Genomic DNA, 25,212 nt, shown 5'->3' with positions numbered 1-25,212 from the left:
GAAAACAGGCACCTTTGCACGGCGAGAACGGGACACCATCCTATGCCGCCCGCACCCAACCCCCGAATCCGCCATCCACAGCCGGCCGTCACCCGCCGTACACACCCGGTACGACGTGGCGCCAGGACCACCCGTGAATCCGCCCGGCCGTGGCGGGCCGGGCGGACAGTGTCAGCGGGTGGTCGGTGTGTTGACGACGTCCAGGATCTGAAGGACCTCGGTCGACTCCGTGGAGCCGTGAGCGCGGGCGATGGCGGCGTGCTTGCCCTCGGCGTACGTGCCGCTGGAGTGCTTGCCCTTGGCGTAGGTCTGCTTGACCGAGCCGGTCGCAAGCTGGCCGCTGGAGTGCTTCGCAGACGTCTGCGACCCGAAGAACTCCTCCGCGCCCGACACCTCGACCGGCGCACCGGTCGGTGTCGGCAGGACGTCCGGCAGGACCTCCTTGATGATCTCGGTGAGCTCTTCCAGCGGCGCGTCGGTCGGCGGCTCCTTCTGGTCCGCACCGGGGTCCTCGGCCGGCTGGGTGTCACCGGAGTCCGAGCCCTCGTCCGAGGAGCCCTGCTCCGACCCCGTGTCGTTGCTCGGCACCGTGGTCGGCGTCGTCGTCGGGTCGGTGACCGGGTTGTTCCCGGTCTCGCCGGTCTCCTCGTTGTTCGGCGGCGTGCTCGGCGTCGTCGTCGGTTCCGAGGTCGGCTCGGTCGTCGGCGTCGTCGGGTCGGTCGACGGCGGCGTGCTCGGCTCGGTCGTCGGCTCCGTGCTCGGCTCGGTGGTCGGCTCCGTCGACGGCTCGGTCGTCGGCTCGTCGGCCGGCTTCTCCTCCGTGTTCCCGGTGTCGGCCGGCTTGGTCGTCTCGACCGGCTTGGTCGGCGGGACCGAGGTGACGGTCGGGTTCTGCTCGGGCACGACCCGCTGCAGCACCTCCGGCAGGGCGTGCACGGCGGTGGCCGGCGGCGTCGGCGCGACCTTCTCGGCGGCCTTCTGCTCGGCGTCGCGACGCTCTTCCTGCTTCTTCTGGAAGTCCTTGGCGACCTTGACGATCTTCGTCTTGTCGACCACCGGCATTCCGTCGAGCTGCTCCTTCGGGAAGCTGGTCTGCGGACGGACCGCGTCGACCATCTTCTCGATGACCTTCTCGTACGGCGACAGCGGATCACCAGTGACGGCCGCGGCAACACCGGAGACCGACAGCGCGGCCACCGCGGCGACCCCGAGCGCCAGACCACGCGTCGCCACCTTGCGGGCGAACGGGTCCGTCACCGGGTTCAGCGCCGCGCAGCGCGCCAGGAAGCTCTCCGGGTCGTCGATCGTCTCCACCGGGAGCTCGTCCTCGACCTCTACCGCGAGCCGTAGCTCGGCCAGCAGCTTGACGGCCGGGTCATGCTCTCCCGCGGTACGCGCGGACTCCCCACCAGCGGCCAGCAGGTCGAGAAGCGCGTCATCGGCGTCGATCGCGTCAAGGTCGAAACGGTCAGCCATGATTCCCCTCCCCTGCTCCTCGTTCCAGCTGTGCCTCATGCCCCACAAACCCCCTGAGCGTGTTCAACGCTCGATGCTGTGCGACCCTCACCGCCCCCGGTGTCATCCCCAGTGCCCGGCCGGTCTCCTCGGCTGACATCCCCGCTACCACCCGGAGCCGCAGGATCTCCCGCAACTTCTCCGGCAACTTGTCCAGCAGGCCCATGATGTGCTGGACCTCCGAGTGCCGGACTGCGTGCTCCTCCGGCGTCGGTGACTCGTCCGCGCCGTCCGGCAGGTCCGGCGTCGAGACGTCGGCCACCGCGAACGCACGCTGGGCATCGGCGACCTTGCGGGCCGCGATGCCGTAGACGAAAGCCTCGAAAGGCCTCCCCTCATCACGGTACCGGCTCAGCGCGCCGAACACCGCGACACAGACTTCTTGTGCGACGTCGTCGACCATGTCGGCGCCGCCGGGGTACGTCCAGAGCCGGGACCGCACGTAGCGGTGAGCCACGGCGCGCACCCTTGTCAACAGGTCGTTGAGAGCTGTCCGGTCGCCTTCGCTCGCAAGCGCGGCAAGATCCCTGAGCTCGACCCGGTCGTGGGTGTGCGGTACTTGGACCTCGGTCACCCCTCGCCCCCTCGTGTTGGACCGGTCAGCCTGAAAGATGGTACGGCGCTCATCTTCTCTTGCCTAGTGGCAATTCGTGATCGCACCAGGTTTTTGGTCACGATCTGTCACTACCCGCGGGTCAGGTAGGACTGGCGGTCGGACGGGTCGAGTTTCTCCACGGCGTAACGCAGGGCCGGGCGTGGCATCCGGGCCGCATGCCGGTCGAGAAAGGCGCGGAGAGCGAGCTCGTCGGCGGCACCGGCGTACTTGAGGGCGATGCCGACGGGCTTGGACACGACCGGGTCGGTGTCGTCGACCAGCAACTCGGCCAGGGCGAAGAGGTCGGCGAGCGCGTCGGGATCACCGGATCCGGTGAAGGCGAGCGGCGCCGTCATCGCGGTACGCCGGCGCAGCGGATCAGCCGACCGGGCCAACTCGAACAACGGCGTACGTGGCTTGTCGAGCAAATAGCTGCCGACGACGCGTGGGGCGGCCCGGTCGACCATGTCCCAGGTGTCGATCCGGTCGTGTCGGCCGAGGTACAGCTCGTAACAGCCGCGACGTTCGTCGGCCGGCAGTTTCGCCTTCCTGGCCTTGAAGTCGAGCACGCAGAACGCCGCCAGGCGCGGTTCGTACTCCGCGACGTCGAGCAGCCGGTCGACTTCGCTCAACGGCAACGCGGTGTAGCGCTTGGCGATCCCGAACAGCGTCCCCATCCGGACGCCGAGAACAGCGGCCGAGCCGTGGTAGTGCTTCTGCGGATGCTCGGCCGGTCGGCCCTCCGACCGTAACTCGTCGACCAGCGCGGATGCCGTCCGGTCCATCCTGGGAGCGTAGTCAGTTCGGCGGTTCGAAGTGAAGTACGGCGGACGCGTGGTCGCCGCCCCAGTCGACGGGACTGCGGCCGGTCTCGCGCCAGCCGGAGCGTTGGTAGAGGGCGATCGCGGCGTGGCAGTTGTCGGCGACTTCCAGGGTGACGGGCCGGTCAGCGACCGCGAGGGCGTGGTCGAGCAGGCGGCGGCCCAACCCGCCGCCGGTGGCCTTCGGGTCCACGAACAGCCGCTCCACCAGCGCGCCGCCGGACGCGTCCGCGGTCAGCACGACATGGCCCGCCACGCTGCCGTCGTCGGTCGTGATCACCCAGGCGCCGAGCATGCCCGGCGGTGTCAGCCACCGGGTCGGGTCCGTTGGCCAGTTGACCGGATAACCGGCGGCCTCGTGCACCTCCCGCAGAATCTCGGCACAGCTCGCGAGATCCGCCTCGGTCCGCTCCCGAATCACTCCCCAACCCAACCACACCGGCAAAGACGAACCGCCCGGCTGGTCCGTGGACCAGCCGGGCGGTTGTCGTTCGACCTGAGGATCAGTGACCGTGGCCGTGGCCGTGACCGGCGGCGGCGGGCTCCTCTTCCTCGGGCTTGTCGACCACCAGGGTCTCGGTGGTCAGCAGCAGCGCGGCGATCGAGCCGGCGTTGGCGAGCGCGGACCGGGTCACCTTGACCGGGTCCAGCACGCCCTGGGCCAGCAGGTCGCCGTACTCACCGGTGGCGGCGTTGAAGCCGCTGCCGGACTCGAGCTCGGCCACCTTCGACGTCACCACGTAGCCCTCGTAACCGCCGTTCTCGGCGATCCAGCGCAGCGGCTCGACGATCGACTTGCGGACGATCCGGACACCGGTGGCCTCGTCACCTTCGAGGTCCAGGCCGTTGTCCAGCACGGTCGCCGCGTGCACGAGAGCGGAGCCGCCACCGGCGACGATGCCCTCCTCGATCGCGGCCCGGGTCGCGGACACCGCGTCCTCGATCCGGTGCTTCTTCTCCTTGAGCTCGACCTCGGTGGCCGCGCCGACCTTGATCACGCAGACGCCACCGGCCAGCTTGGCCAGCCGCTCCTGCAGCTTCTCGCGGTCCCAGTCGGAGTCGGTGCGCTCGATCTCGGCCTTGATCTGGTTGACCCGGGCCTCGATCGCGTCGGCCTCGCCGGCGCCCTCGACGACGGTGGTGTTGTCCTTGGTGACGACGATCCGGCGAGCAGTGCCGAGCACCTCCAGACCGACCTGGTCCAGCTTGAGGCCGACCTCGGGAGCGACCACCTGCGCGCCGGTCAGCGCGGCCAGGTCCTCCAGCATCGCCTTGCGGCGGTCACCGAAGCCCGGCGCCTTGACCGACACCGAGGTGAAGTTGCCGCGGATCTTGTTGACCACCAGGGTGGACAGCGCCTCGGCCTCGACGTCCTCGGCGATGATCAGCAGCGACTTGCCGGACTGCACGACCTTCTCCAGCAGCGGCAGCAGGTCCGCGATCGCGGAGATCTTGCCCTGGTGGATCAGGATGTACGGGTCCTCCAGCACCGCCTCGCCGGCCTCGGCGTCGGTGATGAAGTACGGCGAGATGTAGCCCTTGTCGAACTGCATGCCCTCGGTGAACTCGAGCTCGGTGCCGAAGGTGTTCGACTCCTCGACGGTGATCACACCGTCCTTGCCGACCTTGTCGAAGGCGTCCGCGATCAGGGCGCCGATCTCGGCGTCCCGGGCGGAGATGGTGGCGACGTGCGCCATGTCGCCCTTGTCGTCCACCGCGCGGGCGGTGTCGACCAGCTTGGCCGAGACAGCCTCGACGGCCGCCTCGATACCGCGCTTGAGGCCCATCGGGTTGGCGCCGGCGGCGACCGCCCGCAGGCCCTCGTGCACCAGCGCCTGCGCCAGCACCGTCGCGGTGGTGGTGCCGTCACCGGCGATGTCGTTGGTCTTGGTGGCGACCTCCTTGGTCAGCTGCGCACCAAGGTTCTCGAACGGGTCGTCCAGCTCGACCTCACGGGCGACGGTGACACCGTCGTTGGTGATGGTCGGGGCGCCCCACTTCTTGTCCAGGACGACGTAGCGGCCCTTCGGCCCCAGCGTCACCTTCACCGTGTTCGCGAGCTTGTCGACGCCGCGCTCCAGGGCGCGCCGCGCGTTCTCGTCGAACTCGAGGATCTTCGGCATGAAAAATCCAGTCCCTCTCTGAAATTCGCTCTTCGTGACAGCAGTACGAGCGCTGCGCCCAACTCCCCCGCCCATCACCCCGGCCGGGGGCCCAGACCGACTCCGCCCCGGCGCCGGTACGGCACCAGGGCGGTGTCAGTCAGGAACAGCGAGCAGTCGTCACTTGCTGACGACTGCGAGGATGTCGCGGGCGCCCAGGATCAGGTAGTCCTGGCCGTCGTACTTGACCTCGGTGCCGCCGTACTTGGAGTAGATGACCTTGTCGCCGACGGCGACGTCCAGCGGGACGCGGTTGCCGTTGTCGTCGATCCGGCCCGGACCGACGGCGAGGATCTCGCCCTCCTGCGGCTTCTCCTTGGCGGTGTCCGGGATCACCAGGCCGGACTTCGTGGTCTGCTCGGCTTCGAGCGGCGCGACGAGGACGCGGTCCTCGAGCGGCTTGATCGTGACCGACACTTGCTGACCTCCACGGTCGATTCGCTTGTCTGTGGTTCTGCGATGGTCGCGCTCCCCTGCCGTCGCGGGGGTCAAGGGCCGGACCGCTGGCACCCTCCACCGGAGAGTGCCAATACCGAATCTAGGCCGCCTTTAGCACTCGGTCAACTCGAGTGCCAGGATCACGCCCACGGCGAAACCACGACCCGCACCAGCTCTGACCGGCGGACTGTGATCGAGCCGCTGCGGAATGTGGTCGAGTGCTGGGCCAACCCGGGGTCGGCGTGGGACCGTTCTGTCTGTACGGCGTCCCGGCCGCTCCGGGACCGGGTGCCCGAGGAGACCATGGCCCTCAGCTTTCTCTCTCTGCCCAAACTGTCCGGCCGCACTGTCGCGGTCCTGGCCGCGGCCGGCGCGCTCGCGGTCGGCGCCGTCGCCGCGGGCGCATCGAAGGACCAGCCCACTGCAGAGCCCGGTGCGGACGCACCAGCCGTCGCACCGCCCGAGCAGGCCCCGGCCGCGGACACTGCCAGCACCAGAGCCGCTGCTGCGGCTGCTGCACTGCCGCAGTGCCGGTCGGCCATGCTCGTGCCGGTCAATCGGACCTGGGGCATCCCGATGCCGTCCGTGTACGGCGCCTCCAGCACCTACTGCAACCTGATGTACGGCGACGACCCGCACCGCGGCTCCACAGTGTTCGGCGACCCGGACACCGCAATCCGCGTGCTCCAGCGCAACCTGAACTTCTGCTACGGCACCAAGCTCGCCGTCGACGGCATCTACGGCAGCAACACCCGCGCAGTGGTCCGGATGGTCCAGCGCAAGCACAAGCTGGTCGCGGACGGCATCTACGGCCCGAAAACCCGCTCAGCCATGAACTGGCGCCTCTACTCGATGTCCACCCGAAGCTGGAGCAAGGGCTGCTCGAGCCCCCTCTAAAGTGACGGGGTGACAGTCACTGCCTTGCTGGACGGCGCCGGCGCCGAACTGCTGGCCGAGGCGTGCACGAACTTCCAGCCGGGCCGCGAGCTCCAGCTCGTCGAGAAGCTCCGCCGGCAGTACGACGCCACGCTCGTGAGTGCCGCAGTCACACAGGCCGCGCTACGCCACCGGGCGGTCTCCAAGTTCGACAGCGACGCGGCCAGGATGTACTTCACGCCAGACGGCCTGGAGCAGGCGACCCGCAGTACTGTCGGCGCGCACAGGGCGCAGCGCATCGCAGCGACAATGCCCGGCAGCAGCGTGGTCGATCTGGGCTGCGGCATCGGCGGCGACCTCATAAGCGCCGCACGCGCGGGCCTACGGGTCACCGGAGTCGAGCGCGACCCAGCCACCGCCGACGCCGCCCGCGCCAACCTGGCAGCACTCGGACTGCCCGGCGAGGTCATCGTCGGAGACGCCGAGTCCATCGACCTCGCGCCGTACGACGTGGTGTTCGCGGACCCGGCGCGGCGGGCGGACGGGCGGCGCGTGTTCGACCACAACGCCTACTCGCCACCGTGGTCCTTCGTCACGGGGCTCCTCAACCGCACGGCCTGCGTGAAGGTCGCGCCCGGCATCCCGCATGACGCCGTACCGGATGGTGTGGAGGCCGAGTGGGTCAGCGACGCCGGCGAAGTGAAGGAGGCAGCACTGTGGTCCGGTCATCTGTACGCCGGCATCACTCGTCGGGCAACGCTTCTACCCAGCGGCGCGACCGTCACCGACGCCCCCGAAGCCGACAGCGGTCCAGTGGGTCAGTACATCTACGAACCCGACGGCGCTGTGGTGCGTGCCGGCCTGGTGACTGCAGTGGCCGCCGCAGTAGACGGCTGGTTGCTGGACCCCCGGATCGCCTACGTCACCGCCGACGCCCTGGTGTCGACTGCACTCGCGTCGGCGTACGAGGTTCTGGAAGAGCTGCCCTACAAGGAGAAGGCGCTGCGTTCCTGGGTCCGCAGCCATGACATCGGCACGCTCGAGATCAAGAAGCGCGGCGTTGACCTCGACCCCGCCCAGCTGCGGAGGAAGCTCGCGCCGAAGGGTTCCGGCTCGGCAACCCTGATCATCACCCGCATCGACCGCGACGCGATTGCCTTCTCCTGCCGCCGAGTCGCTCCCAGCCCCACAGCAGGGTGGCCTGGATAATCTGCCGGGACGCCCTTGGAGGTGGCCATGCTGAACGCCGGTCGGTCGGCGGTCCTCTTCGTCGTCGTCGCGTTCGGCCTGGCCGGATGCGGGTCCGGGTCCGGGTCCGATCCAGCCGCGCCGCCACCGAGCTCGCCGACGACGTCCGCCCCGGTCGGGATGATGGCCGCATGCCCGTCCTCGGACGCGAAGGCGTTCACCGCGCCGGTTGCCGGCGGCGCCACGGTCAGCGGCGTGCAGCTGGGTGACGCCAGTCGGGCCGTCGTGTTGTCCTACGAGTGGGGCGGTTCGCCGTGCGACTGGTCCGGTGTCGCGACCGAGCTGGTCGCCCGTGGCTACCGGGTCGCACTCTGGGAGTACGGCACCCTCACCGGCTTGGATCGGGTCAAGGAGCTGCAGGCCGTCGTGGACCAGGTCCGGGCCGCCGGCGCGACCAAGGTCGTGCTGGCCGGCGGCTCGATCGGCGGCTGCATATCCATGATTGGCGGCTCCATGATCACCCCGGCGGTCTCCGGCGTCGCGGTGTTGAGCTGCGCATCCTGGTACGACGTGGAGCACCGGCTGCCGACCACGCCGCTGGCCGCGAAGCTCCGGGTTCCGTCGCTGTACCTGGCCGGCGACGGGGACCGCCTGCCAGTCGCCGAAGTGCGCAAGGATTTCGCCGCCGTACCCGCCAAGGACAAGAAGCTGGTCGTGGTCACCGGCTCCACCGCGCACGGCGTCGAGCTCCTCGACGGAACCGAGGCCACCGTCGCGAAACAGGCGCTGTTCACCTTCCTCGAGGGGGTCACCCAGTAAGACACCCGGCGAGTTGCGTTCTGAGTACAGTCGAACATATGATCGATCTTACGTGCGGGTCTTCGGGAGGCTTCCGGTGGGCGAGGTGCTGCGTCTGCTGCTGCAGCCTCCCGGAGGCCCGCCACTAAGCCGTTACGTTGGTGAAGTCGTGCGTTCACCTGGGTCGGGCAGGGTGAGAGGCAGAACCGGTTTGCCGCTGGCCGTTCACCTGGGGATCGAGCGGCGCACCAGCCCCAGGTCTCTGCCGCGCCCTTCCCCGCGCTGCAGCAGAATCCCGCGCCGCAGCAGGACTCAGGCCGTGCCGTACAGCTCGGCCGCATCCCGCCGGATGATCATCATCCGGCTCGGGTCCTCGAGATCACCGAAGCCGTAGCTGCGGTAGAGCTCATGCGCATCCGCGGTCGCCAGCATGACCCGCCGGACCCCCTTGAGGTCCGGATGCTCGAGCAACGTCGACACGACGAACCTGCCGAGCCCATGCCCCCGCTGCTCCGGCACCACGAACACGTCGGCCAGCCAAGCGAACGTCGCCCGGTCCGTCACCATTCGCGCGAACGCGACCATCGCCCCGTCCGCGCCGTACACCCCGAGATTGAGACTGCCCGCGATGGAGCGCGCCACGACCTCCCGCGGGATCCCCTCCGCCCAGTACGACGTACTGAGGAACCCATGCACCACGTCGACGTCGACGAGCTCGGTGGAGTCGTCCGCCTCGAAGCCGTCCGGCCCGGTCCACTTCACTTGTTCAGCACCTCGGTGATCGGCATCGACGAGTCGGCCGGCAACTCGAGCGGCGACGGCGCCTTCCCGGCCCGAACCAACTCCGAACCGAGCGCCGCCACCATCGCGCCGTTGTCGGTGCACAACCCGGGCCGCGGCACCCGTACGGCGATGCCGGCCTCGGCGCAGCGTTCTTCCGCCATCGCGCGCAGCCGTGAGTTCGCCGCGACCCCGCCACCGATCAGCAGGTGCTCGAAGCCGCGGTCCTTGCACGCGTCGATCGCCTTCCGGGTGAGCACGTCGCAGACCGCCTCCTGGAAGGCCGCGGCCACGTGGTTCACCGGCACGTCCTCGCCGTCGCGACGCCGGGCCTCGACCCACCGCGCCACGGCAGTCTTCAAGCCGGAGAAGGAGAAGTCGAACCGATGCCGCTCCAGGTCCCGCTGCGACGTCAGCCCGCGCGGGAACGTGACGTACAGCCGGTCACCACCATCACGGGCCGCTTTGTCGACATATGGACCGCCAGGGAACGGCAGCCCAAGCACCCGCGCGACCTTGTCGAAGGCCTCCCCCGCAGCGTCGTCGATGGTGCTGCCCATCGGCACCACGCCCTCGGTGATGTCCTCGACCGCGAGCAGCGACGAGTGCCCGCCGGACACCAGCATCGCGACACAACCCTTCGGCAGGTCGCCGTGCTCCAACGTGTCGACGGCGACATGGGCCGCGAGGTGGTTCACGCCGTACAAAGGCTTGTCGAGCGACAACGCCAGCCCCTTGGCCGCGGCGACACCGACCAGCAGCGCGCCGGCCAGACCGGGCCCGCTGGTGACGGCGACCGCGTCGACGTCGGTCGGCTTGATGCCGGCGGTCTCGCAGGCACGCCGGATCGTCGGGACCATCGCCTCCAGGTGCGCACGGCTGGCGACCTCCGGCACGACGCCGCCGAACCGGGCGTGCTCCTCGACACTGGACGCGATCGCGTCGGCGAGCAGCGTCTGCCCCCGGACGATCCCGACCCCGGTCTCGTCACACGACGTCTCGATCCCCAGGATCAGGGGCTCGCTGTTGGTCACACCTCCACCTCGCTTCGCTCGGCTCCGGTGTGACCAACACGCGTTGCTCTACTTTTTGTTCGCTCGCTGCGCTCGTTCACGCATCCTCCCGCCACCGCATGATCACCGCATCCTCGCCGCCGGCGTAGTACCCGCGCCGCCGGCTGATCTCCTCGAACCCGAACCCGGCGTACAGCCCGACCGCCGACTCGTTGCTCGCAGCAACTTCCAGCAAGACCGTCCGCCCGCTGCACTGCGCCAGCGCCGCCGTCATCAACTGTCCGCCGATCCCGGTACGGCGCTCGGCCGGCGTCACCGCGATCCGCAGCAACTCGACCACGTCCAGCGCCACCGGCGGCACCAGCAGTACGACGTACCCGACGACGGCTCCTTCGTCCGCGACCAGGATCACCCGGTCCTCGGACCGCCGCTCGAACTCGCCCGTCCACGAGACCGTACTCCACGCCTCCGACCCGAAGCACACCTCGTCCAGCGCGACCAGTGCGGGCAGGTCGTCCGCGGTCGCCGGTCGAATGGCGGGTCTCACTTCGGCAGCACGCTCTTCGGTCCGCCCGACAGCGTGACGTCCGGGCGGCGCAGGTACAGCGGCTCCGGTCCGACGACGTCGAGCGTCCCGGTCGCGACGCCGGTCGCCAGCACCTCGGCCGACGGGTACTCGACGACCGCGACGTCCGCGACCCCGAGCGCATCGGCGTACAGCACCGCGCCGCGCCCGATCACCGGCAGGCCGGACAAGACGTGCGCTACGTCGGCCGGTTTGTCCACAGCCGGGCCTTCCAGCCGACGACGGCTACCGTCCGCGGCCGGACCGTCGTACAGGGCCCAGTAGATCTCCTTGCGTCGCGCGTCCGTCGCGACGGCCACGGGCAGCATGAGGTCGGTCTGCCGGGCCAGGATGTCGAGGCTGCACACGCCGGCGACCTCGATCCCGAGTACGTCGGCCATCGTCCGAGCGGTCACCAGACCGACCCGCAGCCCGGTGAACGGCCCCGGTCCGACGCCGACGGCGATCCGGGTCAGGTCGCGCACCGAGCAGCCCGCGGTCTCCAGGCAGGTGGCGATCGCGGGCGCGAGCAGCTCACCGTGCCGCAGCGCGTCGACGGTCGTGGACGACGCCAGGATCTCGCCGCTCACCGGATCGGCCAGCGCAACGGTGACCGCAGCACTAGAGGTGTCGAAAGCAAGCAACATCAGTTCTTCTCCAGTACAGACACGCGAAGGCCGGACGCGGCCCAGCGGGGGCCCACCGGGGTGACTCGGATCTCCCGGGTCTCGTCGGTGTCGTCGTCGCCGCGGGTCACCACGATGTCCAGGCGGTCCGGCGCCAGCGACTCGGCCAGCCCATGACCCCACTCGACCACCGTGACCGCGTCGTCCAGGCTCGCGTCGAGGTCGAGATCGTCCAGCTCGGCCAGCCCACCCAGCCGGTAAGCGTCCACATGCACCAACGCCGGCCCGCCCGCGAGCGACGGGTGCACTCGCGAAATCACGAATGTCGGCGACGTGATGTCACCCCGCACCTTCAGCCCGGCGCCGAGGCCCTGGGTGAACGTCGTCTTGCCCGCGCCCAGGTCACCGGACAGCACCAGTACGTCGCCCGCGTGCAGCTGACCGGCGATCTCCTCGCCGATCGCCCGCATGTCGTCGGCCGTCGGCACGGTCAGCTCGGCCGGCATCGCCTTCGCGTAGATCAGGTTGTGGTCGTGCTGCTCGACGACCGAGTACCCACGCCGGCGCCAGAACTCCACGGTGTCCGGCAACTCCACTCGCGCGATCAGCTGCACCCGGCTCAGCCCACGCCGTACGGCGACCTCCTCGGCGCAACCGACCATCGCCGAGGCGACGCCGCGCGCCTGGTGCCGCGGGTCGACCGAGACGCGGCGCAGGTTGAGGACGTCACCGCTCTCTTCGAACAGCACCGCGCCGGCCGGGGAGCCGTTGACCCGGACCAGGAGGCCGCCGTACTTGTTCACAGCGTCGGTGACGGTGGTCGCGTTCTCGGTCAGGGCGGTCGACGGCGGGTCGAGCACCCGGCGGGCGGAGAACGCGTGGTGGATCACCGCGACGATCTCATTCGCGTGCTCGGCGGTCGCGTCGACGACGTGCAGGTCTGTCATGTGTGTCCCAAGGATTGTTCGGCTCGCTCGATCATGCCAAGGAGCGCGGCCGTGTACTCACGGTGGTGCTCGATCAGGCCCAGGTGCCCGCAGTTCTTCACCTCGACGAGCTCCGCGCCGGGCACGTGCCGGACGATCTCCTCGGCGTGCTCGAACGGGGTCAGGTGGTCCTTGTCGCCGCCGATCACGACGCACTCCACCTTCTGCAACGGCTCCAGGGCGTGGTACTTGTCGTGCAGCGCGAAGATCGGGTAGAACTCCGCGATCACCGAGATCGGCGTCGCCGCGATCATCTCGTTGACGAACTCGGTGAACGCCGGCGGCACCTCGGAGCCGAACGAGTACTTCCGGGTCAGCAGGTAGCTGATGTCGGTGCCGGCCTTCCGGCTGCGCTCGACCACGTCCGGGATCCGGGCCAGCGCGGCGACCGTCGGGGTGGCCAGCGCCCGGGCGAACATGCCGACCTTGCCCGGGAACACGATCGGGACCCGGTCCAGGGCGCCCGCGCTGGTCGAGCACAGGCCGACGCCGATGATCCGGTCGCCGAACAGCTCCGGGTGCTGCTCGGCCAGCGCCATGATCGACATGCCGCCCATCGAGTGGCCGATCAGGATCACCGGGCCGGTCGGCGCGAACTCCTCGAAGATCCCGTACAGGTCGCGGCCGAGCTGGTCGATGCTGACGTTCTCCTTCGGCGAACGCCCGGACCGGCCGTGCGACCGCTGGTCGTAGAACACCATCGTCCCGATGCCGGCCAGGTCGCGGCGCTCGAAGTGCCAGCAGTCCATGTTCAGCCCGTAGCCGTGGGCGAAGATCACCGTCAGGTCTTCCGGTGGCAAGGGCAGCTTCTTGCCGAAGCGGCGCTTCGGTGGCGGCTCCGGCCGGCGGGACCGCTTCAGCTCGTCGACCTCGACGTACAGCTCGACGCCGTCGTCGGCGGTGAACACGTAGGGCGTGCCACGCAGCGAGCCGAACGGCTCGGCCTCGAGCTGAGCACGCTGACCCGACCGGCGGCCGATGACCTGCCGCTCAACTGCGACTCCTGCCGCCGCTCCGGCAGCCAGCACTCCGACCGCGGCTCCGATCAGACCGGCGGTCCGCCCTGCCTTGGACACCACGGTCTACCTCTCGATCGGGGCGGTGGAGCTGTCGACGTACCGGCGTGGAATCCGGGGCCCCAGCCTGGTGACGATCTCGTAGTTGATGGTCCCGGCCGCATCGGCCCAGTCGTCCGCGGTCGGCTCGCCGGCGGTCCCGGGGCCGAACAGCACCACCTCGTCCCCCGCGTCCGCCTGGTCCTCCTCGAGGTTGACCACGCACTGGTCCATGCAGATCCGGCCGACGATCGTACGGCGTTCCCCGCGCGCCTGGACCGGGCCGCCGTTCGAGGCGTGCCGCGGCAGGCCGTCGCCGTACCCGAGTGGGATCAGGCCGAGGGTCGACGGCCGCGGCGCGGTCCAGGTCAGGCCGTAGGAGACGCCTGCGCCGGCCGGGACGCGTTTCACCATCGCGAGCCGGGCCTTCAGCGTCATCGCCGGGATCAGCCCCAGCTCGGTCGACGGCAGCGCGTGCCCGAACGGCGAGAGCCCGTACGTCGCCACACCCGGCCGGACCAGGTTGAAATGGGTCTCGGGCAGGGCCAGCGTCGCGCCGGAGTTGGCCAGGTGCTTGAACTCGGCGTCGATGCCGAACTCCTCGGCCATCTCGACGGCCTCGGTGAACGTGGCCAGCTGCGCCTCGTTGGCCGCGCTCTTCGGCTCGTCCGACGACGCCAGGTGCGACCAGATCCCGACGATCTCGATCCGGCCCGCCTTCTCCGCGGCGAGCGCGGCGCGGATCAGCGCCGGCCACTCCTCCGGTACGGCGCCGCCCCGGCTCATGCCGGTGTCGATCTTCAGGTGGACCCGGGCCGGCCGGTCCTCGACGCCGGCGACCAGCTCGTCGATCACCCACGGTGCGCCCGCGGACAGGTCGATGCCGGCCGCAATCGCATCGGACAGCGGCTCGCCCGGCGTGGTCAGCCAGCAGAAGATCCGGCCGGTGTCGCCGGCGTCACGCAGCGCGAGCGCCTCCTCGAGCACGGCCGCGCCGATCCAGTCGGCGCCTGCTTCGCGGGCGGCCTGGGCGACCTGGACCATGCCGTGGCCGTAGCCGTCGGCCTTGACCACGGTCATCAGCTGGGCGCCCGCGGCACGGGCACGCAGGGTGGTGACGTTGTGACGAATCGCGGCAAGGTCGACGACCGCCTCGGCGCGGACCGGGCGCTCGCCGCCAAGTGACTGGAGGGTAGACATAGCTCCTCCAGTGTCTCAGGCCCCGTCGATCAGTTCCGCCAGGGCGGCCATGTCGTGGAAAACCGCGTCCGCCGAGGACAGCTTCGCCGGGTCCGTCATGCCGGCGTACCCGAAGACCTTCATCCCGGCCGCGTTGGCCGCGGCGACGCCGAGCGGACTGTCCTCGACGACCACGCAGTCACCGGGTTTGACGCCCAGCGAGCTCGCGGCGTGCAGGAACAGGTCCGGTGCGGGCTTGCCGTGGGCAACGTCCTCCGCGCTGAAGATCCTGCCCTCGAAGCGGTCCAGGAAGCCGACCGTCGTGAGCGCCGTACGGATCCTGCGGTGGGTGCCGGACGACGCGAGGCAGTACCGGACACCTTCCGCGTCCAGGTGGTCGAGCACCGCTTCGACGCCGGCGATCGCCTGCAGGTTGGCGAACCCGTCGAACAGCCGCTGGTGGTAGCGATCCTCCAGGTCGGCCGGCAACGGCCCACCCAGCTGCGCCTCGGCCTTCAGCCGCATCGAGGCCATGCTGCCGCCCATGAAGTCGCGGACCGTCTCCTCGAACGTGTACGGCAGGCCCGCCTCGGTCAGCAGCTCGGCAAGGATCGTGTTGGCCAGCCGCTCGGAGTCCACCAGCACGCCGTCGTTGTCGAAGATCACCAGTCCGCTCACGCGGGCCACCTTATGCAATGCGGCCGCCGCAACAGGTGTTGCGGCGGCCGCCAAGGGTTCGCGGGAGAGCGTGAGGGGTCAGTTCTCCTGGATGGAGAAGTCGGTGAAGCTGAAGCGCTGCTTGGTGTTGCCGGTGGACACCACCTCGACGCCGTAGTCGACCTGCCAGGTCGTGGCCTTCGGGGCCCAGCCGCGCTTGACCATGTCGTTGAAGAAGTCGGCGAGCGGCATCGTGCCGGACTTCTGCGTCACCTGGGACACGTACGCCGTGTAGCCGTCCTGGTGCCAGACGTCGTAGGTGAAGCCGCCGAAGGTCACCGTGCCCACCTTGCGGCCGGCCGGGACCTGGCCCTTGTTGTCGGTCCAGATCATCAGCTCGTTGTTCAGGCCGTCGCCGATCCACGCGTCGAACGCGACGTTGTAGATGCAGCTCGCGCAGTTGGCCGGCGTGGTGGCGGCGAACTTGGCCGACTTGATCTTCGACAGCGGGACGTCGTCGTAGTCCTTGTGCACGTTCGGGTACGCCTGGACGCCCTTGTCACCGGGCAGCGGCTGGGTCACGTCGACCCACCAGTTGTCCCAGCTGCAGGCGCCGAGCGTGTAGGTGCCGTTGTCGTTGTTCCACATGTTGTTGTGGACGTAGTACGCGCCGAACGTCCGGCCCTCACCCTGGTTGTTGCTCGACGTGGTGGTCCACACCGGGCTGGTGCAACTCTTCGACGGGCTGCTCGTCGACGTCGGGGTCGACGTCGTGGTGGGAGTCGCCGTGGCCGTCGGGGTCGACGTCGTGGTCGGGGTCGTGGACGGGGTGGAGGTGGTGGTCGGGCTCGCCGTCGGCGTCGTGGTCGGCGTCGACGTCGGGCTCGCGGTCGCGGTCGGCGTCGGGGTGGTCGGCTGCGGCGGCGCCTCGACGAAGTCGTAGTGCGCGGTGTACCGCAGCCGGGTGCCGGCCTGGTACCGGTCGCCGTTGCGGCTCAGCGCCCGGAGACGGTACGTCTTGTCGTTCGTCTGGGTCGGGTCGATCGACAGGATCGACGGCCCGGCCGCGGTCGCGGTGATGGCGACCGGCTTCGTGGGGAAGCCGTGCACCACGGTGCAACCGGAGTTGGAGTCCAGGACGCAGGTCTCGACGCGTCCGAGGCTTGGGAGGGTCGAAGCCGTGCTGTCCGTCGCGGCGCTCGTCGTGGTCGCGGCGACAGGGGAGTCCTTGGCCGCCTGAACGGCGATGGGCGCTGCGACAAGCGCGCCCATGGCAAGGAACACCGCCGGGACGACGATGCGGCTTCGGGCAGTTCGGGTGGGGGGCATGCGAAACATTCCTCGTCTGCTCGATGGGCCCCACTGACTGCCCCAGCACTCCAGCGCGGCCCTCAGCTTTTCGGTTGGTTTCCCCAGTGAGGCCAGGTTCGGCCGACGTCCCCGAAACGCCGTACCGATCCGGGCAGACCGGGCGCCGAGGGGGCGCCGGCCCTGTCCTTCACGTTTCGCTCTCGCGCGTACGGCGCCCGACGTTATCCAACCGTGATGTGAAACGCCAACCCCGGGGTCCCGATTTTACGCAGAGTGCACATGCAACGCTCGCTTGTTCGATCGCGTCCTCAAGGGTGTGAAGATGCGGATGATCGCGGTCGCCGGAGCCGGCCTGCTGCTCGGTCTGACCGGCTGCGGAAACGAGTCCGGCGCGGGTGGCGTCACCGGCGGGTCACTTGAGGGCAGGACGTACCTGTCCACCGCCGTGACCGAGGACGGGAAGCCGAGACAGCTGGTCCCGAACTCGCGGATCCGGCTCAACTTCACGGACGACGGCCGGTTGATCGCCGAGGCCGGATGTAACTCCATGCAGTCGGCGGTCGACACCGGCGACGGCAAGCTGTCGCTCGACAAGGAGCTCGTCACGACCACAATGGGCTGCGACGAGCCCCGGCACCGCCAGGACGGCTGGCTGTCGACGATCCTGACGTCCGACCCGGCCTGGAAGCTCGAGGGCGAGCGGCTGACGCTGACGTCCGGCGGTACGACGATCTCGCTGACCGACCGCGAGACCGCCGAGCCGGACCTCGCCCTCGACGGCACCAAGTGGTCGCTGGAGACCGTGGTCAGCAACGACACCGCCTCCCACCAGGTCGGCTCCGAGAAGGCGTGGATCACCATCAACGGCGAACGCGTCACCGGCTCCACCGGCTGCAACGAACTCCAGGGCAAGGTCGCCCAGGCGACCGGCAAGCTGACGTTCGGCGAGATCGCCACCACCCGCCGCGCCTGCCCCGGCGACGCGGGCAAGCTCGAGCAGTCCCTGCTGACCGGCCTCGAGGGCGACGTCACCTACGAGATCGACGCCAATCGCCTCAAACTCCGCACCGGCCCCAACGGCCTCGACTTCACCGGCGCTCGCTGAGCCGGGTTTGCGGAAGAAAGTGGCCACCTGGCGACTACTTCCTTCCGCAAAGCTCAGCGGAGACGGAGGTCGAAGGCCTGGACCGTGTTCTGCGGGGTCTCGTAGGAGATCAGCAGGCGGCCGTCCTTGGCCAGCTTGGCGTGTTCGGCCGGGGTGAGCGGGATGGACCAGCGGCTCGTGCCGCGGGTGATGTCCTTGCTCGTCTGCTTCACCACGTGCCCGCTCATGTCAGGCGACCACGGCGGCGTGCCGCCGTCGGTGACTGCGCAGGGCGTCAGACCGTAGTCGGGTGGCGGGTCCGCGGCCGGCGAGCAGCTGGTCGTCCAGACTGGGATGGCGTCGATCGCGCCGGTGGTCAGGAACGCCCGGGCCGTGCCGGAGCCCGTGGACCGTGTGTAGACGTCCACGCCGGCTTTGCCGAGGTCGGCGTACAGGATCTCGAGGTCGGTCGCCGGGACCCGGCCGGAGATCGGCACGCCGTTGCGCGCGGACTGGGCGATCGTCTGCGGGGAGAGCGCGCCGTTGAGGTTCGGGTTCGAGACGTTCGGCGGGGCCGGGGTGGTCGGCCGGTCGGCGGGCGGGGTGTAGCCGGGCAGGGTTGCGAGACCCCAGCGGTACGGGTCGGACTGCACGGACCCGAGTGCGGACCAGCCGAGTCGCGTGCTCATGTCGATGTGCCGCAGCGTCGTCGTACCGGCCGCTGACGTGTCGTCGTTGTCGTACGGCGTGATGTTTAGCCCCAACCTGGACGGGTCGACCGCGGCGGGCAGCGTGGCCAGCGGGATCTTCACCTCGAGGTCGTAGCCGCCGCCGGCGTACGCGTGCGGGACCGTGGTCTCGTTGCTGCCCACCCACTGCGCCGTCGAGGCGACCTGGACGCCGGGCGCGTTCCCGGTGTCGAGGTCACCGCTGGAGTAGCCCTGGTGGTTGTCCGCGTCCCGCGACCAGCACGGCCCGCCGCTCTGGCTGAACGGGAAGATGCCGAGCTTGAACGTGTTGGCGGTGTCCATCAGCGCCTCGGACGCGGTTCCGCGCGGGTCGAGCAGGATCTCGACCGAGTCGGCCTGCCAGTGACCGACGCATTCGGCCGGCGTTACGGCGTACGACTGGTAGTCGTCGCGGACGTGGATGAAGACGTACAGCGCGTCGTCCGACCAGCTCAACTTGGCCGTATTGCCTTCGCCTGTTGACGAAACGCCGCAGTCGTCCACGCCGGTGCAGTTGGTCGCGCCCTGCCAGATCCGGCCGAGATCGAGGGTCGGACCTGGGTACTCGCCCGGCTCGGCCTTCCCGTCGACGACCGGCTGCGCCTGCGGAATGGTTGTCGTCGGCACCAGAGTCAGCGTCAGCGTCTCGCTGCCGGTCGCGGTCCGGATCGGGATCGAGACGTTCTGAGTCGCGGGCAGTGCCGAGTCGGTGTTGGTGAGCTTGAACGTGACGGTGGTGTCGGCGCCGGGTTGGACGGTGTACGGCTTGGACGGCGCGTCCACTGTGAAGTTCGCGGGCAGGTCCAGCGACACGGCACCGCTCTGCGGCTGGGCCGACCAGTTGTGGACGACGACCGGTACGTCGATCGTGCTGCCGATCGCCATCGACTGGATCGCCGACGAGCGGCCGAGGCGGTTGGCCTGTGGGGCGGTCGTCGCCAGCCACTCGTCGTACTCCTGCCAGTTGCCCCAACGGTGGAACCGGCCCTCGGCGGCGGCCACGATGCGTACGACATTGTCGGTGTAGCCGGTCGCCTTCGCGGTGGTGTAGGTCGCGGCGATCTTCGCGTTCTGGTCGACCGGGGCGTTCGCTGCCGGGGTGACTGTGAACGTGACGTCGGCTTGTGCGCGCGCCGGGACCGGCTTGGGGCCGTCCGTGGTCCAGCCCGGCGGGACGGTCAGGTTGATGTTGCCTGGGGCAAGCTTTTCCTTCGGCGCCTCGAGGTGCACAGTGGCCTGGAACGGTTCGCCGGCGACGTTGTAGAAGCGGCTGAAGGTCAGGTACTGCAGCGTGCCGAGCGGCAGCCCGCCGGGGTCGGGCTTGGTCGCGCCGAAGAGGATCGCTTCGTCCAAGCCGGCCGACGGACTGTTGTTCGGCTGGAACGGCACGAACGACTGGGTCATCGCGAACCGCGGGCAGGCCGGGGCCGAGGTACCCTTGAACATCACCCGGCTCTGCGTCGGGTACGCCGCGCGCCCCTCGTCCGCGACCTGCTGCCAGATCTTGGCCGAGCCGGCCGGCTGACCTTGCAGGTTCCCGGCCGGCCACTTGTACGGCGACTCGTAGCCCGTCCACACGCCTGCGACGGTGTCGAGCCCGTTCGGGGTGAAGCCGGTGGTGCAGTTGGCGGCGGACGTCGTACCGCCGGTTCCCGCCGTACTGCCGCCGGAGAAGACCTTCTTGACCTGCCAGGTGCTGAGAGCGTTCGGCCCCTCGAGCTGCTCGGGGAACCTGGTCGGGTCGGCGGCCGCGAGCACGCCCTCCCAGATCAGCCGCCCCGCCTGCTGGTGGTTCCCATGCCCCGCCGCGAGCGTCGGCGTGAACCCGATGTAGATCTCCGGCTGCGTCTCCCGGATCACCCGGGTGACCCGGCGCAGCGTCTCCTCCTCGTCCCAGAAGTACTGCGTCAGCGGCGCACTCTGGTTGTAGAAGAAGTCGATCCGGTCCAGGTTGAAGATGTCCACAGTCCCGGACCGGTAGTGCGCCACCCGGTCCTCGTTCTCCCGCCGCAGCCCGAGATCCGGCCCGAGCTCGGTCCCGACCGCGTTCCCCCCACCCTCGCCCCGCGTCACCATGATCACGCCACACTTCACGCCGTACCGCTGGTGCCACACCCCACAAGGCCCGATGATGCTCGTGTCGTCATCCGGATGGGCCCACTCCCCCATCACATGAATCTTCGTCGCGGCATCAGCCACGTACCCCGTGCTCACCGCCTCAGCAGGCACCGGCAACGCGGCCACAAGAGCAAGAACCAGCAGTACGGCGAAACGCTTCATGTGCAATCTCCCAGGGCGGCGGAGACACCAACCCTCCAGTCCTATCCGCCCCAAGCCGCCCCCGCAACCGCACCCGAAGTGTCCCCCACGCACCCGCAACGCCCGCTCCTACGTCGCGTGCTCGCCGACTGCTCCGTCCCACCCTCATCTGCGCGGCTACCGCCGCACGTTCGACTACGAGGTGGTCCCGCGGACTGCGATCAGTCAACGCTGCCGCCGGACTGCTGTCGTCGCCTCGCACCCGAACCCGCGTCACCGCCAACCCCATGCATTGGATTCCCACGCGATCCCGTGGACCGGTGTCAGTCGCCGCTCCCGCCCGACGGTTTTCGAAGCGTGACGTCCGCGGTCAGAAGCTCTCGATGCCTTTGCCGAGCATGACCACGCCGATCACCAGGAGCAGGACTGCCATCACCGTGGAGCTCTCCCGGACGAGCCAGGTGTGGAGAGACTCGAGGGGACCGGCCACCCGGTTGGCGGCAGTGAGGTAGGCAACGACCGGGATCGCGACCGTAGCTGCGGCGATGACGGTGAAGATCGCGATAGCGAGGATGGTCTCGGCGGTGCTGAGATACCCAGCGCCGATGGCGACTCCGGCGCCTGCCGCGAGGATGAGGTTCTTCGGGTTGAGGGCCGAGAGCAGAAACCCGAACCCAAGGCCCTTCACCGGCGTGAACGTGTCGACGGCCGACATCCACTTCGGCAACTCCGGTTCATCGCCGGCGTCTGGCCGAGCCCGCCACTGCTTCACGGCCAGCGCGATGAGCAGCACGCCCAGGGCGAGCTTGATAACGCCCTGGACCGGCCTCGACGCATCGGGATCGCCCTCAGGCAGCAGCGACGACAGCAGCGTGAACACGGTGACGGCGACCAGGATGCCCGCCACCCAGCCGACGAGAAACGCGACACCGGTCACCTTCGCCCGCGGCGACAACAACATCAGAATCGCCGCAATCACCGGAATCGGACTGATCGCCACCCCCAACCCCAACGGCAAGATCTCCCCAACCACCTCACCCATCGCTGAGCCCTTTCAGTCGAACGTCGAGAAGAAGGCCACGGGCTGACTTGTGGGGTCCACATCACCGCCACGGGTGAAGCCAGGCTAGCGGTGCGTCGAGAAACGTTCGGGGTGTAACCCGATCCGCGGCACCCCTCCCCCGCGGTCACATGACTGGTTATCCCTTCAAGTTGTCCCTTCTCTCCCCGCATTGCGCGTGAGAAGGGGCAACTTCAGGGGTTCTCCCCTGAAGTGCCCGCGCCGTGTGGCGAGTGCTGGACGGCTGGTGCTGGATGGCAGGCGCGGCGCCTGTGCTGTGGTGGGTGGACAGGGCGGGCGGGTGGTGCAGTTCGACAGGAGGTGTCCGGTCCTCCAGCCCGCTCGGTGGCCGGTTCAGGCGAGGACCGGCCGGCAGTGGGCGTATACGTCCTGTCGAGCGGTACCGAACCCCAGCACGTTCCGCGGGAGAGCGGTGACGACCCGAACGTTCCTTGACGCGGCACGAGCTGTGACGCCTCGATCCCGGCTGTTCGTGTGCGAGACAACGACCACAGTCCAGCGACAGCGTCGACTGACGGACGGCTCGCCCCGACCACCTTGCCGTCGATCGCGCGGCGGTAGCCGCGCAAATCGAGGTGGGAGGCAGCAGCCGGCGAGCGCGCGACGCAGGAGCGCGTAGCGGCTGCGTGGGGGACTAACCGTGCAGGAGTTGGCGGGTGGCTGCGGGGAGGGTGGCGGCTACTGCTAGGGCTGTGATGGGGGCTGAGGAGGAGGCAAGGTTGGCGGCGGCCGCGTGGAGGTGGGCGCCTAGGCTGGCGGCGTCGAGGGTGGTGAGGCCGGCGGCGAGGAGGGCTCCGCAGAGGCCGGCCAGGACGTCGCCGGCGCCGGCGGTGGCCAGCCAGGGGGTGGCGTTGGTGTTGACGCGGACGTGGCCGTCGGGGGCGGCGATGACGGTGGTGGAGCCCTTGAGGAGGATGGTCGCGTCGTAGCGTTCGGCGGCCAGGCGGGCGTGTTTGAGGCGTTCGGCTTCGACGGTGGCGCGGTCGACGCCCAGCAGGCGGGCGAGCTCGCCAGCATGCGGAGTCCCGAGTACGCCGGTGTGGTCGCCCGAGTCCTCGAGTGCCCGGAGTCCGTCGGCGTCGAGGACGATCGGCTCGTCGGCGTCGAGGAGGTCGCGGACGCGGCTGACGTCCAGCTCGTCGCCCAGTCCGGAGCCGACTGCCCACGCCTGCACGCGTCCCTCACCGGCCACGATCTCCGGATGAGCTGCCCGGACTTCCGCCGCGACTGCGTCCGGGCCGACGTACCGGACCATGCCGAGCGGGCCGCCGAGAGCACCGGCGGTGGCGATGACGGCCGCTCCCGGGTACTGCGCTGAGCCCGCCATCAACCCGAGTACGCCGCGGGAGTACTTGTCGGACTCGCCGTGCGGGACGGGGTACAACGCTCGTACGTCGGCGGCCTGGAGCGACTCGACGGGAGCGGGCGGGAGGTCGAGGCCGATGTCGACGAGGTGGACCGGGCCGCAGGCGGTGGCGGCGGGGTCGATGAAGTGGCAGATCTTGTGGGTGCCGAAGGTGACGGTGAGGGCTGCACGGACGTGGGGTTCCGGGGTCTCGCCGGTGTCGACGTCGACGCCGGACGGGGTGTCGACGGCGAGGATCGGGATGCCCTTCTGAGCGGCCAGTTCGACGGCGGCGAGCGCGTTCGGGCGGAGGCCGGGGTGTCCGCCGATCCCGACGATGCCGTCCACCACCACGTCGGCGTCTCCGATGTCGTCGGTCGAGCCGACCCGTCCACCGACGGCCAGCAGCGCCTCCAGCCCGGCGGCGTGCGCTTTGTCCGACAGCAGTACGGCGACCACGCGCGCACCGCGTCGAGCCAGCCGGACCCCGGCGTACAGGGCATCACCACCGTTGTCGCCGGACCCGATCAGCAGTACGACGCGAGCGCCGTACGTGTGACCGAGGAAGTTGCTGATGGCAACCGCGAGACCGGTCGCGGCGCGTTGCATCAGGGTGCCCTCGGGGAGGCGCGCCATCAGGTCGGCCTCGGCTGCCCGGACCTGCTCGACGGTGTGCGCGCGGCGCATCAGCCCTCCAGGATGACGACGGCGGAAGCGATGCCGGCGTCGTGGCTCAGGGACAGGTGCAGGCTCTGGACGCCGAGCCGGCCGGCCTGGTCGGCGACGGTGCCCTTGATCTCCAGCCAGGGGCGTCCGGTCTCGTCGGTCTGTACCTCGGCGTCGTGCCAGTGCATGCCCGCCGGCGCGCCGAGCGCTTTGGCCAGCGCTTCCTTGGCGGCGAACCGGGCGGCGAGCGACGCCGGTGGTCTGGCTGCCTCGGAAGCGGTGAAGACGCGATCCCGAAGACCCGGTGTGCGCTCGAGGGTCTTCATGAACCGCTCAACGTCGACCACATCGATACCCACGCCGACGATCATGTCCATCACCCTAGCCGCCGGCTTGGAACGACGAGTTAGGCGCCGGGCGGCGCCGCGGTGCTCTGGCGGACGCGCATGTCCACGGCGAGATCCATACGGAGGGCAGCCGGGGTGACGCCGCGGGCGAGGTCGAGGACCATCCGGGTGGCCAGCTCGGCCATCTGGCGCAGCGGCTGGTGGACGGTGGTCAGCGTCGGCGAGACCCATTGCGCGACCGGGAGGTCGTCGTACCCGACGACTGACAGGTCGCGCGGGATCTCCAGCCCGAGCTCCCGCGCCGCCTGGTACACCCCGAGCGCCTGCAGGTCGCTGCCCGCGAAGACCGCGGTCGGCCGCTCCGGCAGCTTCAGCAGCGCCAGCGCCTCGCGGTGCCCGCTGTCCACCTCGAACTCCGCCGCCCGGATCAGCGCCGGGTCGACGTCCACCCCGGTCGACCGGAGCGCGTCGGTGTACCCGTCGACCCGCATCCGCGAGCACAGTGTCTCCACCGGGCCGCCGATCATCCCGATCCGGGTGTGCCCGAGCTTGCGCAGGTGCAGGGTCGCCATCCGGCCGCCGTTCCAGTTGGCCGAGCCGATGGACGGTACGTCGTCGCCCTCGTCGCCGACCGGGTCGACGACCACGAACGGGATCCGCCGCGCCTCGAGCTGCGCCCGCTGGTCGGCGTCCAGGTCGGAGAAGACCATGATCACGCCGAGCGGGCGGCGGAGCAGGACGGACTCGATCCACTCCTGCCGCGGCCGCCGGGCGCCGCCGCACTCCGACAACACGAGTTCGACGCCCTCGGCGCGGACCACTTCCTCGACGCCGCGGATCAGCTCGACCGCCCACGCGCCGCCGATCTCGTGGAACACCAGGTCGATCATCGGGCTGCTCGCCGTACTGGTGGTCCGGCGGCGGTAGCCGTGCTCCTGGATGATGCTCTCGACCTTCGCCCGGGTCTCCTCGGCGACGTCGGAGCGGCCGTTCAGCACCTTGGACACGGTGGGCACCGAGACCCCCGCCTGCTCCGCAATTTTCGAGATGGTCATCCGCTGACCCACGACGTTCCTCCACCCGGTTCGAGGCTGTGCAAGCAGCAGAATACAAGCTAACCTCGTCGGAGGTATCGAG

The 25,212-nt window shown here is 69.7% G+C and carries 24 protein-coding genes; 4 read left to right on the top strand and 20 right to left on the bottom strand.

The genetic code is table 11. From position 1 onward, the window contains the following. Positions 1-171: 171 nt before the first annotated feature. From AB0H36_RS29700 to groES, 6 genes are all read right to left on the bottom strand, one after another. Positions 172-1,476 (bottom strand): hypothetical protein, encoded by a 1,305-nt coding sequence (locus AB0H36_RS29700; RefSeq protein WP_360530664.1) that lies wholly within the window; start codon positions 1,474-1,476, stop codon positions 172-174. Continuing rightward, positions 1,469-2,089, bottom strand: a complete 621-nt coding sequence (shbA, locus tag AB0H36_RS29695) for an RNA polymerase sigma factor ShbA (protein WP_360530661.1) — start codon at positions 2,087-2,089, stop codon at positions 1,469-1,471. Before shbA ends, AB0H36_RS29700 begins: the two co-directional genes overlap by 8 nt. A 110-nt stretch (positions 2,090-2,199) precedes the next feature. Then, on the bottom strand, positions 2,200-2,895 hold the full coding sequence (locus AB0H36_RS29690) for a DNA alkylation repair protein (protein ID WP_360530658.1): 696 nt from the start codon (positions 2,893-2,895) through the stop codon (positions 2,200-2,202). A 13-nt stretch (positions 2,896-2,908) separates the two neighbouring features. Continuing rightward, positions 2,909-3,352 (bottom strand): GNAT family N-acetyltransferase, encoded by a 444-nt coding sequence (locus AB0H36_RS29685; RefSeq protein ID WP_360530654.1) that lies wholly within the window; start codon positions 3,350-3,352, stop codon positions 2,909-2,911. Between the two features lie 82 nt (positions 3,353-3,434). Then, positions 3,435-5,054, bottom strand: a complete 1,620-nt coding sequence (gene groL / locus AB0H36_RS29680; RefSeq protein ID WP_360530651.1) for a chaperonin GroEL — start codon at positions 5,052-5,054, stop codon at positions 3,435-3,437. Positions 5,055-5,213: 159 nt separating this feature from the next. Beyond that, positions 5,214-5,510 carry a co-chaperone GroES gene (gene groES, locus AB0H36_RS29675; protein WP_130384566.1) on the bottom strand — a complete coding sequence of 99 codons (297 nt, stop codon included), beginning with the start codon at positions 5,508-5,510 and terminating at the stop codon, positions 5,214-5,216. Positions 5,511-5,720: 210 nt separating this feature from the next. Between groES and AB0H36_RS29670 the strand changes: the two genes are divergently transcribed. From AB0H36_RS29670 to AB0H36_RS29660, 3 genes are read left to right on the top strand one after another with little or no spacing between them, the layout of a single operon-like run. Continuing rightward, positions 5,721-6,428, top strand: a complete 708-nt coding sequence (locus tag AB0H36_RS29670) for a peptidoglycan-binding domain-containing protein (protein ID WP_360530648.1) — start codon at positions 5,721-5,723, stop codon at positions 6,426-6,428. 9 nt (positions 6,429-6,437) lie between these two features. Continuing rightward, positions 6,438-7,616: a class I SAM-dependent methyltransferase gene (locus AB0H36_RS29665; protein ID WP_360530645.1), complete on the top strand. Its 1,179-nt coding sequence runs from the start codon at positions 6,438-6,440 to the stop codon at positions 7,614-7,616. A gap of 27 nt (positions 7,617-7,643) precedes the next feature. Continuing rightward, the gene (locus tag AB0H36_RS29660; protein WP_360530642.1) at positions 7,644-8,414 is read left to right on the top strand and encodes an alpha/beta hydrolase; all 771 of its coding nucleotides are present in this window, start codon (positions 7,644-7,646) and stop codon (positions 8,412-8,414) included. Between the two features lie 291 nt (positions 8,415-8,705). Here the strand turns inward: AB0H36_RS29660 and AB0H36_RS29655 are convergent, their stop codons facing one another. The 9 genes from AB0H36_RS29655 to AB0H36_RS29615 all read right to left on the bottom strand — a co-directional run bounded on the left by AB0H36_RS29655 (position 8,706) and on the right by AB0H36_RS29615 (position 16,583). After that, entirely contained in the window at positions 8,706-9,155 is a 450-nt protein-coding gene (locus tag AB0H36_RS29655; RefSeq protein WP_360530639.1) for a GNAT family N-acetyltransferase, read from the bottom strand. Continuing rightward, a complete protein-coding gene (gene tsaD, locus AB0H36_RS29650) occupies positions 9,152-10,207 on the bottom strand; it encodes a tRNA (adenosine(37)-N6)-threonylcarbamoyltransferase complex transferase subunit TsaD (RefSeq protein WP_360530636.1) in 1,056 nt (351 codons plus the stop codon). The genes AB0H36_RS29655 and tsaD overlap by 4 nt, the downstream gene beginning before the upstream one ends. Positions 10,208-10,283: 76 nt before the next feature. Further along, on the bottom strand, positions 10,284-10,733 hold the full coding sequence (locus tag AB0H36_RS29645) for a GNAT family N-acetyltransferase (protein WP_360530633.1): 450 nt from the start codon (positions 10,731-10,733) through the stop codon (positions 10,284-10,286). Beyond that, positions 10,730-11,398, bottom strand: coding sequence for a tRNA (adenosine(37)-N6)-threonylcarbamoyltransferase complex dimerization subunit type 1 TsaB (gene tsaB / locus AB0H36_RS29640; protein ID WP_360530630.1), 669 nt, complete (start codon positions 11,396-11,398; stop codon positions 10,730-10,732). Before tsaB ends, AB0H36_RS29645 begins: the two co-directional genes overlap by 4 nt. Continuing rightward, a complete protein-coding gene (gene tsaE, locus AB0H36_RS29635; RefSeq protein WP_360530627.1) occupies positions 11,398-12,324 on the bottom strand; it encodes a tRNA (adenosine(37)-N6)-threonylcarbamoyltransferase complex ATPase subunit type 1 TsaE in 927 nt (308 codons plus the stop codon). The genes tsaB and tsaE overlap by 1 nt, the downstream gene beginning before the upstream one ends. Further along, positions 12,321-13,439: an alpha/beta hydrolase gene (locus AB0H36_RS29630; RefSeq protein WP_360530624.1), complete on the bottom strand. Its 1,119-nt coding sequence runs from the start codon at positions 13,437-13,439 to the stop codon at positions 12,321-12,323. Before AB0H36_RS29630 ends, tsaE begins: the two co-directional genes overlap by 4 nt. A gap of 6 nt (positions 13,440-13,445) precedes the next feature. Next, on the bottom strand, positions 13,446-14,618 hold the full coding sequence (alr, locus tag AB0H36_RS29625; protein WP_360530621.1) for an alanine racemase: 1,173 nt from the start codon (positions 14,616-14,618) through the stop codon (positions 13,446-13,448). A gap of 15 nt (positions 14,619-14,633) precedes the next feature. After that, positions 14,634-15,275, bottom strand: a complete 642-nt coding sequence (locus tag AB0H36_RS29620; RefSeq protein WP_360530618.1) for an HAD family phosphatase — start codon at positions 15,273-15,275, stop codon at positions 14,634-14,636. Positions 15,276-15,353: 78 nt separating this feature from the next. Next, positions 15,354-16,583 (bottom strand): hypothetical protein, encoded by a 1,230-nt coding sequence (locus AB0H36_RS29615; RefSeq protein WP_360530615.1) that lies wholly within the window; start codon positions 16,581-16,583, stop codon positions 15,354-15,356. Positions 16,584-16,887: 304 nt separating this feature from the next. Between AB0H36_RS29615 and AB0H36_RS29610 the strand changes: the two genes are divergently transcribed. Beyond that, positions 16,888-17,670: an META domain-containing protein gene (locus AB0H36_RS29610; protein ID WP_360530612.1), complete on the top strand. Its 783-nt coding sequence runs from the start codon at positions 16,888-16,890 to the stop codon at positions 17,668-17,670. Positions 17,671-17,723: 53 nt separating this feature from the next. Here the strand turns inward: AB0H36_RS29610 and AB0H36_RS29605 are convergent, their stop codons facing one another. From AB0H36_RS29605 to AB0H36_RS29585, 5 genes are all read right to left on the bottom strand, one after another. After that, entirely contained in the window at positions 17,724-20,657 is a 2,934-nt protein-coding gene (locus tag AB0H36_RS29605) for a PIG-L family deacetylase (RefSeq protein WP_360530609.1), read from the bottom strand. 349 nt (positions 20,658-21,006) lie between these two features. Next, the gene (locus AB0H36_RS29600) at positions 21,007-21,678 is read right to left on the bottom strand and encodes a GAP family protein (protein WP_360530605.1); all 672 of its coding nucleotides are present in this window, start codon (positions 21,676-21,678) and stop codon (positions 21,007-21,009) included. Positions 21,679-22,351: 673 nt separating this feature from the next. After that, entirely contained in the window at positions 22,352-23,749 is a 1,398-nt protein-coding gene (locus AB0H36_RS29595) for an NAD(P)H-hydrate dehydratase (protein ID WP_360530602.1), read from the bottom strand. Further along, a complete protein-coding gene (locus AB0H36_RS29590; RefSeq protein ID WP_360530599.1) occupies positions 23,749-24,099 on the bottom strand; it encodes a holo-ACP synthase in 351 nt (116 codons plus the stop codon). The genes AB0H36_RS29595 and AB0H36_RS29590 overlap by 1 nt, the downstream gene beginning before the upstream one ends. A 35-nt stretch (positions 24,100-24,134) precedes the next feature. Continuing rightward, positions 24,135-25,130 carry a LacI family DNA-binding transcriptional regulator gene (locus AB0H36_RS29585; RefSeq protein ID WP_360530596.1) on the bottom strand — a complete coding sequence of 332 codons (996 nt, stop codon included), beginning with the start codon at positions 25,128-25,130 and terminating at the stop codon, positions 24,135-24,137. Positions 25,131-25,212 lie beyond the last annotated feature (82 nt).

This window comes from Kribbella sp. NPDC050820 (assembly GCF_040653975.1).
Taxonomy (GTDB): Bacteria; Actinomycetota; Actinomycetes; order Propionibacteriales; family Kribbellaceae; genus Kribbella.
This window is presented reverse-complemented; position numbering and strand designations above follow the sequence as displayed.

Bases quoted from the DNA above. Each gene is read 5' to 3' on its own strand.
- AB0H36_RS29600 (WP_360530605.1), bottom strand. From the start codon at position 21,678: ATGGGTGAGGTGGTTGGGGAGATCTTGCCGTTGGGGTTGGGGGTGGCG.
- AB0H36_RS29595 (WP_360530602.1), bottom strand. From the start codon at position 23,749: ATGCGCCGCGCGCACACCGTCGAGCAGGTCCGGGCAGCCGAGGCCGAC.
- AB0H36_RS29610 (WP_360530612.1), top strand. From the start codon at position 16,888: ATGCGGATGATCGCGGTCGCCGGAGCCGGCCTGCTGCTCGGTCTGACC.
- AB0H36_RS29615 (WP_360530615.1), bottom strand. From the start codon at position 16,583: ATGCCCCCCACCCGAACTGCCCGAAGCCGCATCGTCGTCCCGGCGGTG.
- tsaE (WP_360530627.1), bottom strand. From the start codon at position 12,324: ATGACAGACCTGCACGTCGTCGACGCGACCGCCGAGCACGCGAATGAG.
- AB0H36_RS29690 (WP_360530658.1), bottom strand. From the start codon at position 2,895: ATGGACCGGACGGCATCCGCGCTGGTCGACGAGTTACGGTCGGAGGGC.
- AB0H36_RS29585 (WP_360530596.1), bottom strand. From the start codon at position 25,130: ATGACCATCTCGAAAATTGCGGAGCAGGCGGGGGTCTCGGTGCCCACC.
- AB0H36_RS29660 (WP_360530642.1), top strand. From the start codon at position 7,644: ATGCTGAACGCCGGTCGGTCGGCGGTCCTCTTCGTCGTCGTCGCGTTC.
- AB0H36_RS29590 (WP_360530599.1), bottom strand. From the start codon at position 24,099: ATGATCGTCGGCGTGGGTATCGATGTGGTCGACGTTGAGCGGTTCATG.
- alr (WP_360530621.1), bottom strand. From the start codon at position 14,618: ATGTCTACCCTCCAGTCACTTGGCGGCGAGCGCCCGGTCCGCGCCGAG.
- tsaB (WP_360530630.1), bottom strand. From the start codon at position 11,398: ATGTTGCTTGCTTTCGACACCTCTAGTGCTGCGGTCACCGTTGCGCTG.
- AB0H36_RS29605 (WP_360530609.1), bottom strand. From the start codon at position 20,657: ATGAAGCGTTTCGCCGTACTGCTGGTTCTTGCTCTTGTGGCCGCGTTG.
- AB0H36_RS29700 (WP_360530664.1), bottom strand. From the start codon at position 1,476: ATGGCTGACCGTTTCGACCTTGACGCGATCGACGCCGATGACGCGCTT.
- groL (WP_360530651.1), bottom strand. From the start codon at position 5,054: ATGCCGAAGATCCTCGAGTTCGACGAGAACGCGCGGCGCGCCCTGGAG.